Origin of the sequence: Pedobacter africanus (assembly GCF_040548825.1) — a bacterium.
Classification (GTDB): domain Bacteria; phylum Bacteroidota; class Bacteroidia; order Sphingobacteriales; family Sphingobacteriaceae; genus Pedobacter; species Pedobacter africanus_A.
On the sequence record NZ_JBEPSL010000004.1, the window covers coordinates 15,582 to 32,209 of the forward strand.

Genomic DNA, 16,628 nt, shown 5'->3' on the forward strand with positions numbered 1-16,628 from the left:
TACGCATAGGGGTTAAATCCATGCTTAAGAATAAAAAAGTAATCCTTGGCGTTTGCGGCAGCATTGCAGCATACAAATCGGCTATACTGGTTAGGTTACTGGTAAAGGCTGGTGCAAACGTTAAGGTAATCCTTACCGCCGATGCGGCTAATTTCATTACGCCGCTTACCCTGGCTACGCTCTCTAAAAATCCTGTTTACACCCAATATTTTGAAGAAGAAACCGGTGTCTGGAGTAACCATGTAGAATTGGGTCTTTGGGCCGACATAATGGTTATTGCCCCCGCCAGTGCCAATACCCTGGCTAAAATGGCTTCAGGTTTATGCGACAACTTACTTACCGCTGTCTATTTATCTGCCAAATGCCCGGTATACTTTGCTCCGGCAATGGACCTGGATATGTGGAAACACGAGAGTACAAAAAATAACATTTCAAAGCTGCTTTCTTATGGGAACCAGGTGATACAACCCGGGAGTGGTGAATTGGCCAGCGGCCTCTTTGGTGAGGGTAGAATGGCCGAACCCGAAGAAATTACAGCATTTTTGTCCACGCAAATACAGGCCGCTCTTCCGCTTACCGGCAAAAGGATTTTGGTTACCGCTGGCCCAACCTATGAGGCCATAGACCCGGTGCGTTTTATTGGCAACCATTCTTCAGGTAAAATGGGTTTCGCTATAGCCGACAGGTTTGCCGCATTAGGCGCCGAGGTAACCCTGGTTACGGGACCTACTTCCCAGATCAGCACTTATGAGCTGAACCGGATTGACGTAGTTAGTGCGGCAGATATGCTTGAAGCCTGCAAAGCTGAATTCAGCGCCGCCGATATTACAGTAATGAGCGCCGCAGTTGCCGATTATATGCCGGTAACGAGGGCAGACCAAAAGATCAAAAAAACAAATAACGAGTTTAGTCTGGATCTGAAAAAAACAACCGATATACTGGCTACCCTCGGTGCATTAAAAACAAACAAACAGTTATTGATAGGCTTTGCCCTGGAAACCGAGAATGAGGAAGAATACGCCAAAGCAAAGCTGGCAAAAAAGAACCTGGACCTGATTGTCCTTAACTCGCTTAACGATAAAGGTGCCGGTTTTAAAAAGGATACCAATAAAATAACTATCTTTAATAAAGCAGCTGAGAAAACTGTATTTGAAATGAAATCAAAAAGCGAGGTTGCCGTTGACATTTGTAATGAAATATTAAAATTGTTATAGCATGAAGAAACGCTGCTCATTCATTTTCCTATTGTTTTTTTGCTGCTGCAGCTGGATACAGGCACAGGAACTGAATACCCGGGTACAGGTAATGGCCCCTACCGTTCCCAATATCAACAAAAAAAACCTGGAAGTCCTTCAGAATACCATCCGCGAATTTTTAAATAACAATAAGTGGAGTAATGAAGCTTATGCTCCGGCAGAAAGGATTGAGTGCAATTTTGTAATTACAGTAACTGCATGGGACGGCAGTTCGGCTTATAAAGCAGAAGCGCAGATCCAGTCGAGCCGCCCTGTTTACAATACAGCGTATAACAGTACACTGCTGAACATCAGTGACAAGGATTTTGACTTCAATTATAATGAAGGACAATCCCTGGACTTCTCTGATCAGAATTTCATTTCCAATTTAAGTTCCCTGCTTAGTTTTTATGCCTACACCATTATAGGCCTGGATAAGGATAGTTTCAGTAAACTTGGGGGCACACATTTCTATAACAAAGCGCAGAATATCTTAAATGTTGCCCAGGTATCCGGAAATAAAGGCTGGAAAGCTTTTGACGGCCTTCGGAACCGGTACTGGCTGAATGAGAACCTGCAAAACAAAAGTTTCGAGGAACTGAGACAGTTCATTTACGATTACCATTATAACGGACTGGACCGCATGCAGGAAGATCAGTCGAAAAGTGCCAAAAAGATCATCTCTCTCCTTTCCACTTTAAAACAAATGGACAAGCAGAAACTGGGTTCTATTTTTCCGAACATGTACCTCGCTACCAAAGCAGATGAACTGGTAAATGTCATATCCACACTGCCTGATCCGCAGGATAAACTAAAGGCTTACAACCTTTTATCTGAAGTTGATCCGGCCAATCTAAATAAATACGAAGCCTTAAGGGCCAGTCGCTAAGGACTGATTTGTAAAAAAATGTTAAATTATTTTGCATCTACGAATAGATTCGTATATTTGATTACGAAACAATTCGTAGATATAGATATGACAACAGCAACAAGCCCTAAGCCTACCGAAAGTGAACTTGAGATCCTGCAAATCTTGTGGGACAAGGGCAGCTGTACGGTAAGGGAGGTGCATGAGGTTTTAGAAAAAAATAAAGATTCGGGCTATACTACCACACTTAAACTGATGCAGATCATGCATGAAAAAGGGCTGGTTGCCAGAGATACCTCATCGAAGACACACATTTACCGCCCCCTGGTAAACCAGGAAAAAACACAACAGCACCTGGTCAATAAAATGATTGACAATGTTTTTAACGGTTCTGCTGCCAGGCTGGTGATGCAGGCCCTGGGAAACCATACTGCAAGCAAGGAGGAGATTGATTCAATAAAAAAATATCTGGATGAATTAAGCAATCAATAAAAATGGAAGCAATTGTAAACAACCTGATCAAAGCTATTGGATGGAGTATCTTTCATTCCTTATGGCAGGCCGCAATTATTTACGGAATATTACTGGCGGTAGTTGGTCTTTTTCCAAACCTGACGGCCAGATTAAAACATAACCTGGCCTATGGGGCCATGTGTCTGATGTTTGCCGGTTTCTGCATCACCTTTTTCGCTGTGTTTAAATGGCCAGCTGAAAACCAGCCAGTGCTTATGGGCAATGCCCCACAGGGAATAAACGCAGCACAGGAAATGACTGGTTTCCCAGCCACACTCAGTAACCAGACTGAACAGCTTTTCCCCTACATTACCGCTATCTATGGTATCGGCATATTGTTCCAGCTGCTCATCCTGGCTGCGGGTTATAAAAGACTACAGGCTTTAAAAGAGTCCGTTAAAAATCAGGTCCCCTCCTCCTGGGAGCAGATTTTTGAGGAAATGACAGCCAGGCTGGGCATCCGGCGGCCTATTGGTTTTTACCTTTCCGAACACGTGAACATCCCATTGGTGATAGGGTATTTCAAACCGATAGTCCTTTTTCCGATGGCCCTGGTTGCCCAACTGGACATCCGGCAGGTAGAAGCCATATTGATCCATGAGCTCTCTCATATCCGCCGAAACGACTACCTTTTAAACCTGATAAAAACAGCCATTGAAACCCTGATGTTCTTTAACCCATTCATCTGGTTAAGCAACAGGTTCATCAATATTGAAAGGGAACACGCCTGCGATGACCTGGTATTAAAACTAACAGGAACGCCATTAACCTATGCTCACGCCCTGCTGAAACTGGAAATACTTAAAGATAAAACTACCCCTGCCTTATCTATGGCTGCCAGCGGCAAACAACAACACCTTTACCAGCGCATTAAAAGAATCACAGATATGAAAACAAATTATATGAACGCAAAGCAACAGCTCTTTGCCATTACGCTCACTGTAGCGACTGTAATTTCGTTGGCATGGATCGGCCCTGCCAAAACCGAACCTGAAATTATAAAACCAGGTGTAACGCATAAACAGCCCGCACTAAAACGGGAGGCAAAAAGCCCTTTTGAACCGGCGCTGCTAAAACAGGAAGTTAAATCTGCAGCAGACGAGGCAAAACAGGATACCACAAAGAAAAAACGCAAATTCAGGATCATTACCATCGACCCGCAAGGCAATAAAAAGGAGTACAATTCCATAAAGGAAATGCCTGACAGCCTGAGAAAAGAGGTGGTAAAAGAGACGTTCAGTGATATGGATAATTTTCACCTGAACTACAATTTCAAAACAGGCTTAGATACCATCATCAGCAAAAGCATGCATTTCATGAAATCACCAGAATGGCAGGCAAACATAAAAGCAATGTCGGAAGACATGGCAAAAAAATTCAGTTCGGATGAATGGAAAAAACAACAGGACCTGATCAGGAAACAAACTGCGGAAATTCACAAATATTTCAACTCTGAAGATTGGAAAAAGCAGCAGAAAGAACTAATGGAACAGGGCAAAAACGCTAAACTTTATTTCAGCTCACCAGAATGGAAAAAAGCCCAGAAAAAAATGGCCGAGGACGCAAAAAAGACTCAGGCAGATTCAAAACTAATCCATGAGCATATTTCTGCCCAGATTAAAGATGCTCAGGAAAAAGCAAAATCGATACAGGTTTACCTTTCTTCACCAGAATTGAAGAAAAAACTGGATGAAGCTAAGGCCCTGGAAAATTCAGCTGAGTATAAAGAACTAAAAAAGAAATTTGAAGCTGAAGTTGAAGCTTTAAAAAAGAAAAAAGCGGGCCAGCCAGACAATTCCCCTTTTTAAACTTTGTACTAATTTTTAGTACCATACACACAATTGAAGGCAGGAGATAATCTTCTGCCTTTTTTTGTGGTTCGTCGTTAAACTTTTTCTAATTTAGCAGTGTATATGCTGCAAAAACTTTCCATCCGTAATTACGCTTTGATTGACAGTGTTGAACTGGAACCAGACAAAGGCCTGAACATCATCACCGGAGAAACTGGTGCCGGTAAATCCATCATGCTCGGGGCACTGTCGCTGATACTGGGCCAAAGGGCCGAAACAAAGTATTTCTTTAACCAGGACAGGAAATGTATTATTGAGGGTCAGTTCTTATTAAATAACAATCTGCTCCGTCCCCTTTTTGAAGAAAACGATCTGGATTTTTATCCTGAAAGTACTTTGAGAAGGGAGATTTCTACTGATGGCAAGTCCAGATCATTTATCAACGATACCCCTGTCACACTCAGTGTGATGAAACAGATTGGAGAGCAGCTCATAGACATCCATTCGCAACATGCCACGCTTGAAATCAGTGATCCTGAATTTCAGTTGTCAGTTGTAGACACACTTGCAGATCACGCCATATTATTGTCTGATTACCGCAGCCTTTTTAAAACCTATAAGCAGCAGCAAAAACACCTTAATGAGCTGCAGGCAAAGGCCGATGAAGCGAGAAACAGACAGGATTATGAGCAGTTCCTCTTTAATGAACTTGAGCATGCCAACCTGCATCCGGCAGAACAGGAAAAACTGGAAACCGAATTGCAAATGCTCAACAATGCTGAAAGCATTAAAAGAAGCCTGTTGACCAGTTACCATTTACTAAGTGAGCAGGAAAGTGCCGTACTTTCCATTTTGAAAGAAGTGGTAGGGCAGCTGCAAAGTGTAGAAAAATTTAACCCTGCTTATGCAGAACTCAATGAGCGGCTACGTTCTTCCCTTATAGAGATTAAGGATATAGCCGAAGAAACATCCGTTCTGGAAGACAATATTGTTTTTAATCCTGCACGCATTGAAGAGATCAATACCCGTCTGGACCTCATTTATGGTTTGCAGCAAAAACATAAAGTGAGCAGTATTGAAGAATTAATTGCAATACAGGAGCAACTATCGGCAAACCTGGCCAATCTGCTGAGCAGCGACGAGGAGATAACCCAACTAACCAGAATACTGAAAGAAACGCTCCTGGAGCTGGAACAAATGGCTGCAACCTTGTCTGGCAACCGCCAAAAAGCCATCAGCACTACAGAAAAAAGTGTTGGAGAAATATTGCATCAGGTGGGCATGCCCAATGCGAAAATAAAAATTGAACAGCAAACCACCGCAGAACTCAATAAAGACGGGAAAGACCTGATCGTCCTGTTGTTCTCTGCAAACAGTGGTCAGCCCCCTGCCCCTGTTGGTAAAGTAGCATCCGGTGGTGAGTTGTCACGCTTAATGCTGGCCATTAAATCCATTATGGCCCGACATACCTCTTTACCTACCCTGATCTTCGATGAAATTGATACAGGAATTTCAGGTGAAACCGCTTTACGGGTTGGAGATGTGATCGGCGAACTGGAGAAAAACATGCAGGTGATCTGTATCACCCATCTTCCGCAGATCGCTGCCAAGGGTGATGCCCATTATTTTGTATATAAGAACGAAGAAACCGACCGTACCACGACCGGTATACGCAGGTTAAGCAAGACAGAGCGTATAGCTGCCATTGCCGAGATGCTGAGTGGTAAAAGCCCTGGTGCCTCTGCTCTCGAAAATGCAAAAGACCTGCTGGGCTACAAAAGCTAGATGCGGCTTCGGGCAAAAGAAAAATTCCTTAACTTCGGCCTGTTTTAAAACAAAATACTATGTACAACTTATTAAAAGGTAAACGCGGCATCATTACCGGCGCATTAGATCAGAATTCAATTGCCTGGAAAGTGGCCGAAAAAGCACATGAAGAAGGCGCAACATTTGTTTTGACCAATGCTCCTATTGCCATGCGTATGGGAGAGATCAATGCCCTGGCTGAAAAAACAAATTCACAGATTGTTCCAGCCGATGCAACCAATGTTGATGAACTGACCAACCTGTTTACCCAATCACAAGAAATATTAGGCGGCAAAATAGACTTTGTACTGCACTCCATAGGAATGAGCGTTAACATCCGCAAAAAGATACCTTATGTGGAGTCCAACTACGATTATTTCATGAAGGGGATTGATGTTTCCGCTTTATCATTTCATAAAATGCTTGCTGTTGCAAAAAAACTGGATGCCATTAACGAAGGGGGAAGTGTAGTGGCCCTAACTTATATGGCTGCCCAGCGCACCTACCCGTTCTATACAGATATGGCCGACATCAAAGCAATGCTGGAATCTATTGCCCGCAGTTTTGGCTATCATTACGGATTGGAGAAAAAAGTAAGGATCAATACCGTTTCCCAATCGCCAACCAAAACAACCGCAGGAACAGGAATCAAAGGTTTTGGCGACTTCTATGATTATGCCAACGCCATCGCCCCATTGGGTAATGCCGATGCGGAATCCTGTGCAGATTACTGTATCACCCTGTTCTCTGATCTTACCCGCATGGTAACCATGCAGAACCTTTTCCACGATGGAGGTTACTCTTCAACAGGGGTAAGTGATGTGGTGATGCAGAAAATGGGGCTGGAAGAACAATAAATATTTTTATATAAATCCCCGCAGTTCACAACCAGCGGGGATTTTCTATTCATAAACCTTGATTCCGACAGCATCCGTCATTCTACTCTTTTTTCCCAGCTTGTTTTCTATCTGTACCTGATAGTAATAGGTATTGCCAACAGTAACTTTGGTATCTGCAAAATTCTCGGTGGTGGCATTCAGGCTGGCTATTTCTTCGGTTTCTTCCCTCCCTTCGGTACTACGGATTATTTTCACCGACTTTAATTCATCACCTACCGGATTGTTCCATTTTACAGCTACTGCGGCACCCGAACGGAACACCCTGACATTAGCCGCTCCGTTTATAACATGTGGTTGGATGGTAATACCAGCCTCCAAACTCGGACTGCTCATTGTCTCTTCATCATTACCTACGGTTCTTAAACTATAGTAATAAACCATATCTGTTTTAACTGCACTATCCCTGTAAGTATTGGTAACCGGATCCAGCAAGCCCAGCCCCAGGGGCTTTAAAGGCTCTGTCACCGTGTCATTTATAGCTTTTGCCCTGCGATAAAGCATATAGCCTTGCACAAATGGAGACTCGTTGCGCATATCCGGCCAAGAAACCCGCAACACACCCCTTCCCTCATTCATTACAGTAAGATCATGTGGAACAGGCAAAGGATCAGGTCCCTGAATATGCGCAAAAACCGGCTTACTTAAATCACTGAGTTCATAAGATGTGTTCTGATCACTCACTGCATAGGCATACATACCGGGTCCCATATTTTTCGCCAGGGTATCTGTATAAGAAACGATAGCGCTATCGGTAATAATGACAGGGCTTATCCTTTCCATCCGCTGCGTTTTACCCACAGAACGGTAAACATAATAAGCGCGGGTATCCTCTTCTGTGCGTTCCCAAACTAAATTTACAACATTCTTGCGCTGCATCAAACGTAAATTTTTTGGAGGAAAATAGTTACCACTGCTGGCTTTCAATATACCGGATACACGCGGTGAAGCTGGCGATTTTTCGTAGGTACCATTTAACCTGATGGTATAATAATAGGTTTCTACAGGGTTTGCATAATGGTCTAAATAAGTCGTATCTTTTGGAGACACGCTGGCAATTTTGACATAATTGCCATCATAATCGGCCCCTTTAAAGATATCTATTGAAATCACATCTTTACTGTCCTTTAAATTCCAGCTCAGCTGTATGGCCTTTTCTTTCTCAACAGAACTGGTTTTAAAATTCATTACTGAGGGAATTATACTTTTATCAGCGACATTAAAGGCACTCAGTTCAGCAGAAAAACCACCTGTATTCCCAGCCGCATCAACTGAACGAATGGCATACGTATAGGGAACTTTCTCAACGGTAGTTTTGTCTGTAAACTGAAGGATCAAGGCACTGTCCCTGGTTAAAAAAATGGGTTCGCCCTGTACCTCTTCAAATCCTTTACGCAGGTAATAACTTCTGAAAATCCTGCAGCTATTCATTAAACCCCGGTTTACCACACTGTATTCACCAGTTATGGTGCCATTTACAGATCTGATGCTCAGAGGGCTTAAATTTGTTTCGGGGCTTTTGCCCGGAAAGTAAGTTTCTTTACTACTGCTTTCACTAATCACTTCCTCTTTACTACCTATCACCTGTACTTTATAGGCGTAACCAATTGCACTGTCCGCAGTACTGTCGTACCAAGCTGTGCCATTTGCCTGACGCAGAGGATAGTTTTCTAACATCTCATTGGGTAAATTTACCGTAAGTACATCCGTTAATCTGTCCCATACCAATTCAAGACCGGCATCTGCCATCGGACTGGCGGTTAAACCAGATAACCCCTGAATCTTCAGCAGCTCGCCTCGCAGCTCCTCCTTACTTTCAGGAAATCTTAAATCAACCTGTTTTACCCAGGCTTCTTTATTTTTTTGGCGCAATACCCTGTAGGTAAAATCCTTTGGCAGCTGCTTTCCGCACAATACCCAGATACCTTTTGGCCCAGCATGGGTACTTACGGTATTGTTCTGTGCATTTACCAGTGTTATATTAAGCAGCAGCACAACAGCAAACATAAATCTTTTAAAGCCAATTTTATTTGAAACTAACATAGTTATAGTGATTATTTTGGTAATGGACATTCTGACATTCCTGTATCTTTTCCAAGGAAGAAGTTGATGCTGGTATTTTTAGGTTGATACCGGAACCTTACCCCGGCATCAACAGAACCATCAAATGTTAAGGTTTCTACCAAAAGGGATTGTTTAATCTTATAGCCCAGGGTCATACCTGCACTACCCGCAATACTAAAGCCTTTTGGGTCATATCCGCCCGAAGCAGTAATCCGCGCTTTCATAGATCCGGAAATTGATGTCCCGGTTATGGCGCTCATACCTGCACTTACATCAGCGTGTGCACTAACCAGGGCCCTGAAGTCGGGTTTATTAAAGTTAGCACCAATTGAGGCTTCTACACCTACTACTGCATTAAAATAGATGGCAGCAACGCCAACATCAATGCCCTTACGTTCGTTAATTATATCATAACCTCCGGTTAAAAAGAAACCCTTGAAATTGTCACGGTTATCCTGAAGCCAGCAGATATTTTCTTTAGCCCTGCTATACTGGGTTACCTTTGCAATATTGCCCTCATTAAGGTTAGCGTTTGCAAACAACACGCCTACATTAAAGGTCCCAAAGCCATCAACAGGAAAAGTACCTGTGTTCAATTGTCCGGCCCCAAGTACCAAGAAGCCCTGGCTACCACCATACCCGACTTCAACATCCCCTGAGAATTTATAGCTTCCAAACGGCACTCCATTCATCCGCAGGCTTCCGGTCATCCTTCGGCTTTTAAAGTCGTACAGCATCTGAACATCTCCCAAAGGGGTTGAAATTTGTTCGACAGAGATGCCTTTGGAATTCGCCTGAATCTCTCCGAGCACTTCAAAATCGTAGATTGGCTTTTTAGTAACCAGTGCTGTCGACTGTGGATCATTTAATTCGCCTGAAAATTTGAGGGTGGTCCAGTCTTTATTCTGAACTTTCATCCCATTCTTTTCCAGATCGTCTGAGATCTTTAAAGTAAGATTTGTAGTACCTGGCTCGCCTTCACCATCTAAATTCAGCACACCTTTATCCAGAATGATCCTGCCTTCGTTCCCCAATCCGAATTTTAAGGTACAAGGTATAGGGTTCAGCTTACCGGGTTCTACAACGGTGCCCCTGATACTGGTAAGACCTTTAACATTGGGATCTATCGAAGGCTCCTTCTGATCATTTGCAAACTGCACATAGCCTCTACCTTCAAAGCCCATTTTAAAGCTCTGCGTCCTCATGGTCATACTGCTGCCTGACTTTTCAAACAGCAGGTCTAGCGCTGCATTATTTACACGTGGCAGGTTAAAAGCAGCCTGGCCAGCCAATGAATAACTACCCACATTACTGGTAACCGAGGCCGGAAAAAACGTAAATTTTGGGTTGTCATACAATGGAATTCCTTTTTCGGCACCCGACAGGCTAATGATATCTTCTTTATTGTAACTAATGAGCTGGAAATAATTGACCTTTAAATTCGTGCCCGGAAATTTATTCGGCACCACAGGTATCGCAATGGTTGCCACCGGATCTGCACCAACCGGTGTTGCCGAGAAGCGCCAGTGAGGCCCCTGATCGCTACCACAAGCTTCATCAAATACCAGGTTAAAATTGGTTTTCGTTTTGCTTATACCTGTTAGCGGCAACAGCCCTCCTCCCAGCGATAATTTGCTTAAATCAAAATCTTTAATCACGCACATATCGCTACGCAAGTTAAAAGTACCTACCGGAATATCTACCAGACCTGTTTTGATCAATGAATTGGTAGAATAAATCCCCCCTTTTTCCGGATTAAGCTCCCAATCCCTCACCTCCAATTTCCAGGTTTGGAGGTTTACAATCAGCGGATCGGTTTTTTTAGCAGGATATATTTTATTCCCGTCCAATACCAGGTCATTGATATCAATATCTACCGTGCCGGGGGTACTTTTCGGGACAGTACCTTTAAAATTAATATCGAGGTGTATCTTACCATCCTCGCCGATATAAGATTTCTTTGCATTCGCAGTGGTTTTGAAGCCGATAAAGGAGAAACTGAGCGACCCGCCGGTCTTGTCTGACAAATAATATTCAGCAGTTTCTTTGGGACCACTATAGATAGCAGAAATTTTAGTTTTGTTCGGTTCTCTTGAACTATTACCAGGCTCAGAAAGATAAAACTGGATTGGTTTGTTGTACCCTTCCTTTGCAGGGTCTGTTTGCGTAAAATTGAGATAAGATGCAGGAAAATTAAAAGAATTATCTGCGATGCTTACCCTTGCCACAACAGCCCCCCCTTTACTGGTAGATTGAATCCCTAAAACCGCACCGCTTGTTCTTTCCAGCAATACATTATATTGGTCGCGGTATTTCATTTTCAGTTCTTTCAAGGCATCAAGAGGTACAATATCAGTGGGCTGATAATTATTCCCCCCGTCAAAAACAATGTCACTAATCCTCAATTTGGTATCCGGGTTTAGCCAGCCGAATGCGGAGTTGTTTTTACTCAGGTCCACAATGCCTGTAACCAGCACTTTATTGTCCGGCAGTTTTTTTATTTTCTCAACGCTAAGCGGAAATCCATAAACCTGGTTAATGAGTGGTCCGTCAAAAGTGTTTAACGCAAAGTCTGCATTGGCTGCTTTATTGATAATCTGAACCGGCCTTGCCGCTCCGTTTACCGTAACATTTGAAGCCATGGTTACATGGAGTGTAACATATTCATTGTTAGCCATGGGCAGACCCTTTATTTCATAAAAGCCATTTTCGTCGGTGTAATCTTCCAATGCCGCCAAATCCGTTTTTACAAGCCCCGCCGACGGTGAGGCTTCCGAGGCAGAATAATCAACATATACCCGGGCATTTTTAGCAGCAATACCATTTAAAGTTACCTTGCCGCTTATTTTTGCCCCTTTCTCCACTGTTACTGGGTAAGTAAACTCTTTGTCTCCCTCTTCATTACTGATGCTGAAAATTTTAGGAATATAACCGTTACCTTTCTCATCCGCGATTTGAATGGTGTAGTTATTTACAGATACATTCTCAAATTCAAATTTAACTTTGGAATCCAGACTAAGTTTGCTCAATACGGTACCATCAGTATTGTTGACATCATTATTAATCGTAATACGGATATCGGCGTTAGGAACTTTCTGCCCGTCGGTTGTGGTAATATCAAACAACATACGATGCTTACGGCGTTTTAAAATAAAGTTTTTGACAAACGTACTTCCTTCCGTAATGGGCTCAACAAGCACTTCAACAGGAATGAATGCCGGGTCAACAGGAATAATTTTTAATTTCTGGGTTTTACCCGCTGCCACAGCCAAACCCGCAACATAGTTTTCCACTGCGGCTTTTCCAGCAGGCTGCTTACTCACAATCAGATAATCGTCCTCCCGTATCACATAAGCGTCAATTGCTACCGGTAAACTGCCCGAACCGGTTTCTCCCATTACCTGTCCTTTAATCGTCGCCCCGTAAGTTTTTTTGATAATTACGTCATAGTTCTGTCCGTTGGCTTTCAATATCCTGAGCGCATTTACTTTTGTTATATCGCTTAGCTTTCCTGCATCCGGATTACTGTAGCCCTTGGGTGATGCCGACACAGAAAAACGATCACCATCAGTCCAGCTAAAGCCATCAATTGATGCGTTGGTAATTTCAAAATACCCATTTTCATTGGTAATTATTGTTTTCGGGGATTTGCTGATTATTTTTTCTTGTTTGCTGTTTTTATCGTACACCACCAGGTTTACCGGGGCGGCAGGTATGGCCACACTACTGTTGTTGTCAATTACCCTACCCGAAATGCGGCTTGGCGACAGTCTCACGTCAATCTTTGTACTTGTACCATCACTAAATAACTTTGTGATGATCGGGTCAAACCTTCCGCCATTTCCATCTGGGCCCGGGGTAATAATGGCCCAGTACTCTCCCTTTTTCCATAACCTTTTATTGCTCAGGTTGAAGGTCCCGGTGTTTCCTGATCCCATTACAATACCCACAGATTCCTCCAGCACCCATTCTACCTCACCATCGTAACCGCTGGCCTGGGCCTGCGCACTTTTCCAGGTACCGCCCCCATTTTCAGCTTTTGAAAAATATTTAGGTGTATTGTCATTATACCCAGTATTGATTAATTTCTTGATTGGATGGATGGAAGACCCTTCACCAGGGGGATAAGTACCCGCGGCGGGCCTTTTCTTTTCTGGTCTGAAAAGCACCAGTTTAGCACCATTTAGCCCGCTGTTATCCGGCGCATTGACCACGTCATACCATTTTGAATTTGAATTTTTAACTACCGTAGCAACCTTGGCGCTTACTTCTACCTTATGTTCCTTAATTTCATCAATATTGATTACCGAAACGCCCAGATTAACACTGCCAAAAGGCTGTACAACAAAATGGTCAATGGTATTGCCTGCATCATTATTGATTGTACTTACCGGTACAATCCCCTCAAAAGCAAAGTACCTGGTCAACACCCCTGTTTCAGCCATAGGTCCGGTACTTAAGCTGTTGTCATCTTCTTCAACTATGGCAAACGGGCCGGAAATATTACCCAATCCACCTACATTAACTTTACCCATTTTTGCTGGTGCCGACAATTGCTGTATCTGTAAATTCACAGGGTTTATTGGACTACCACCGGATTGAAATGGATTCCCTCCGCTACCACCTACTCCATATTTTGCAGTCAGGTCCGCAGCTCCTGCACCTATAACAATCACCTCCAAACCTCCCCCTTTATTGTCTGCCCCGGCAGATTCACCGGTAAGCACCCCTCTTCCGGTAGCCTTCCCTAAGTCTGCAATCTGTCTTTCCAGCATCTTGCTGCTCCCCTTATCGGTCAGCATGGTCCCTGTCTTAGATTGTTCTTTTAGTTTTTCAATCATTGCGGCCTGCGCCGCCGCTTCTTTCGCTGCTTTTTCGGCAGCTATCTCGGCACAGGTCGGACCAACTGGTACATTGCTTGTGGCAACAAGCTCAACATTGTAGTCTTTCATTTCTACAAAGTCAAAAATAGAAAGGTCGTAATTCCCATCCTTATCAGTAACTCCCGTAGCCACTATCTTATCAAAATTACTGCCTGTCCCGGGTATATTCACATATCGGGTCTGTCCATCAGGCCCGGTTATTTTTTGCTGCACAGCGCTGGGATAAACCTGACAGTTATCATTCGCAATAACCTGACTCGCAAAACTATTTTTATTGGTCATTTTAACCGTAAAGGGCTTATTGGCATAGGGATACAATACCCCGGGTGCACTTGGCCATTGCTGCATAATCTTACCTTTAATACGTGCAGTAGGCGGTTTTTTAGAAACCATCGTGTAATTAACGCTATTGGTATATTTTACCTTTACCGCAGCAGACATCCCCATACTGGTGCCCAGCCACTGTTCCGGAGCTGCAAGATCCTCTTCAGCAGGTGCTACAGCCCTGATGTAATACTCATCCAGGTCAGCGTATCTGAACAGCAGTCTGTCAAAAACGACCTGGGCCTGCCCCTCTTTAATAAAAGACTTCGCTTCTGCCACCAGGATATAATCTTTTGGCACTTTAAACAAGGGGTTCTTCAAACCAATATCGCCCTCATACTTCGGTACAAATTCAGACTTTACCTTTCGGTAAATACCCACCAGCACTCCGGCACCAACTTTTGATTGAGAATTGATCAGGCCCTTATCTACCGTATAATTCTGGGACACATTTTTACCGTTTTCGTCCTTAAAAGTCCCTGTATAATCTCCTCCGAATTCTTTAAACAATTTAACCGTAACTGTTTGATGAAAAACATTGGTATTGATATCCTTTACATCTAAAATATCTTGTGTTTGTTTAACGCTATTTCCATCAGAGCCGATAATTATTTTTGGGACATTGATCAATTTATTCTTTACCCGGTTCTGATAATAACCGCTGTTAATTGCTATGGCAAGGTATTTAAGGCCTGTATCTGCTGGCAATTGGTCTATTTGCGCAGTAAAATTCCCTTCGGCATCGGTAGTGGCATAAGCAACAGGTTGCGGAACCGATTTACCATTTGCCAGCACCACACGGTTTTTATCCAGGCCCTCATCAACATTTTTTACAACCTGCAGGCTAATCGAAGCTTTATTGGCCCCATAATATTTAAGTTCATCAAAAGTATAATTTAGTTTTCCTTTGACGGTTAATTTAGGGGTCGTCATTGGAGCTTCGTCCACTAACAGCCAGTCGCATGACTCTGTTCTTGAAATTTGTTTCCCGTTTTCATTCGAAGCTGTTAAAATGAACTTATAACTTTGCCCTGTAACCAGCCCCAGTTGCTGTGCCTCCTGCTTGTTAAGGTTTAAAGCCTGCACAGGCGCATCTATTTTTAAACTAATTACGCTTTTGCCTAAACTCCCCTTCTGCCTGTAAATACTTAAATTATAACTTTTTATATTTTCATAGCCAAAATTATCAGCACCGCCTTTAGGTTTAGCGGCTGCATTTACTTTAACCCTGGTATAGTGTTTTAGCAGGTTGCTGTCTAAATTCCCAAACAACCTTATGCTTTCTATCTGGTCTTTCCATAGCCAGTTAAAATACAACCTGGTGTTGGGGCCAACTGTTACTTTACCCGTTCCGTTTTTACATACCGGAGAAATGATATTTAACAGGTCTGGAATTATATTGGGCCGGTCCACAATTGCAAGCTGATCAGAACTACCGTATACAAAAACACTGGCCTGGCTTTTGCCATCGTTCATGAAACCGGTTTTACCGCTAGGGTCTGAAGCAATAACCCTCCACGCATACTTTTTCCCTACCTTTAAAGGTATGTTTGCTGTGCCATACCTGTAGCTTGTACCAATCACTCTTTGATTTAACATTGGAAAAGTTGCGGCATTTAAAACCTGGTTAGGATCGGCTGGTACATCTGGCATTTGCATAAGCTGAATAATGTATTGGGTGTTCATAGGAACAGTACCAGCATTTATCCAGTTAAAACTAACGCTCTGAGGGCTAACGGCATTTACCTTTTCAAAGGCCATGGGCGATATCAATATAGGGGCATTGGGATAGCTGATGTCAAATTTTGTACAGCCGGCATCAGAAATAGTCTGATTGCTGTTCATGTCTACTGCCTGAATGCAGAAATCGTAATTCCCTTCAGGAAGGCGTGAAGTCTGAACCAGTTTTACCTTATTAACCCCATAAACATTTAAAGAATTGAGGTCAAATATATCCTTTAACGCTGTCCCGTTTAACTGTTTCGTTTCGTTAGGCTGCAATACAATAGGCTGTAAAGGCGTATAGGTAGACTTGGTAGAAACTGAAATGCCATTGCTCCCGGTTAGCTGTCCCTTTAACTTTACATTTTTTGGAGTGGTTGTTAAATTTCTCAGAATTAGCAATACTTTCCCGGCATTTGCGCCGGAGTAATCAGAATAATAAGGCGAATATGGCGGCTGAATATTCACGGTAACAGTAACCTGAGCCGCTTGTCCCATTGCGTCATGATTCACAAAAAAGCAGGTCA

General features: G+C 43.1%; 8 protein-coding genes. 6 read left to right on the plus strand and 2 right to left on the minus strand.

The features are described from left to right. Positions 1-20: 20 nt before the first annotated feature. From coaBC to ABIE26_RS19850, 6 genes are all read left to right on the plus strand, one after another. Complete coding sequence (gene coaBC, locus ABIE26_RS19825; RefSeq protein ID WP_310145128.1) at positions 21-1,214, plus strand: bifunctional phosphopantothenoylcysteine decarboxylase/phosphopantothenate--cysteine ligase CoaBC; 1,194 nt, start codon at positions 21-23, stop codon at positions 1,212-1,214. Position 1,215: 1 nt separating this feature from the next. Continuing rightward, positions 1,216-2,124 (plus strand): DUF4835 family protein, encoded by a 909-nt coding sequence (locus ABIE26_RS19830; protein WP_310145129.1) that lies wholly within the window; start codon positions 1,216-1,218, stop codon positions 2,122-2,124. A gap of 87 nt (positions 2,125-2,211) precedes the next feature. Further along, entirely contained in the window at positions 2,212-2,595 is a 384-nt protein-coding gene (locus ABIE26_RS19835) for a BlaI/MecI/CopY family transcriptional regulator (RefSeq protein ID WP_310145130.1), read from the plus strand. Between the two features lie 2 nt (positions 2,596-2,597). Continuing rightward, on the plus strand, positions 2,598-4,424 hold the full coding sequence (locus ABIE26_RS19840) for a M56 family metallopeptidase (RefSeq protein ID WP_310145131.1): 1,827 nt from the start codon (positions 2,598-2,600) through the stop codon (positions 4,422-4,424). Between the two features lie 105 nt (positions 4,425-4,529). Beyond that, entirely contained in the window at positions 4,530-6,191 is a 1,662-nt protein-coding gene (gene recN / locus ABIE26_RS19845; protein WP_310145132.1) for a DNA repair protein RecN, read from the plus strand. A gap of 59 nt (positions 6,192-6,250) precedes the next feature. Then, positions 6,251-7,069 carry an enoyl-ACP reductase FabI gene (locus ABIE26_RS19850; protein ID WP_310145133.1) on the plus strand — a complete coding sequence of 273 codons (819 nt, stop codon included), beginning with the start codon at positions 6,251-6,253 and terminating at the stop codon, positions 7,067-7,069. A gap of 45 nt (positions 7,070-7,114) precedes the next feature. On the opposite strand, the gene ABIE26_RS19855 is transcribed toward ABIE26_RS19850, so the two are convergent. Together ABIE26_RS19855 and ABIE26_RS19860 are read right to left on the minus strand one after the other, a co-directional pair. Next, positions 7,115-9,151: a hypothetical protein gene (locus ABIE26_RS19855; RefSeq protein WP_310145134.1), complete on the minus strand. Its 2,037-nt coding sequence runs from the start codon at positions 9,149-9,151 to the stop codon at positions 7,115-7,117. 11 nt (positions 9,152-9,162) lie between these two features. Then, the gene (locus tag ABIE26_RS19860; protein WP_310145135.1) at positions 9,163-16,599 is read right to left on the minus strand and encodes a hypothetical protein; all 7,437 of its coding nucleotides are present in this window, start codon (positions 16,597-16,599) and stop codon (positions 9,163-9,165) included. Positions 16,600-16,628 lie beyond the last annotated feature (29 nt).

Coding starts and splice junctions, on each gene's coding strand:
- coaBC (WP_310145128.1), top strand. CDS start 21: ATGCTTAAGAATAAAAAAGTAATCCTTGGCGTTTGCGGCAGCATTGCA.
- ABIE26_RS19830 (WP_310145129.1), top strand. CDS start 1,216: ATGAAGAAACGCTGCTCATTCATTTTCCTATTGTTTTTTTGCTGCTGC.
- ABIE26_RS19835 (WP_310145130.1), top strand. CDS start 2,212: ATGACAACAGCAACAAGCCCTAAGCCTACCGAAAGTGAACTTGAGATC.
- ABIE26_RS19840 (WP_310145131.1), top strand. CDS start 2,598: ATGGAAGCAATTGTAAACAACCTGATCAAAGCTATTGGATGGAGTATC.
- recN (WP_310145132.1), top strand. CDS start 4,530: ATGCTGCAAAAACTTTCCATCCGTAATTACGCTTTGATTGACAGTGTT.
- ABIE26_RS19850 (WP_310145133.1), top strand. CDS start 6,251: ATGTACAACTTATTAAAAGGTAAACGCGGCATCATTACCGGCGCATTA.
- ABIE26_RS19855 (WP_310145134.1), bottom strand. CDS start 9,151: ATGTTAGTTTCAAATAAAATTGGCTTTAAAAGATTTATGTTTGCTGTT.
- ABIE26_RS19860 (WP_310145135.1), bottom strand. CDS start 16,599: ATGGGACAAGCGGCTCAGGTTACTGTTACCGTGAATATTCAGCCGCCA.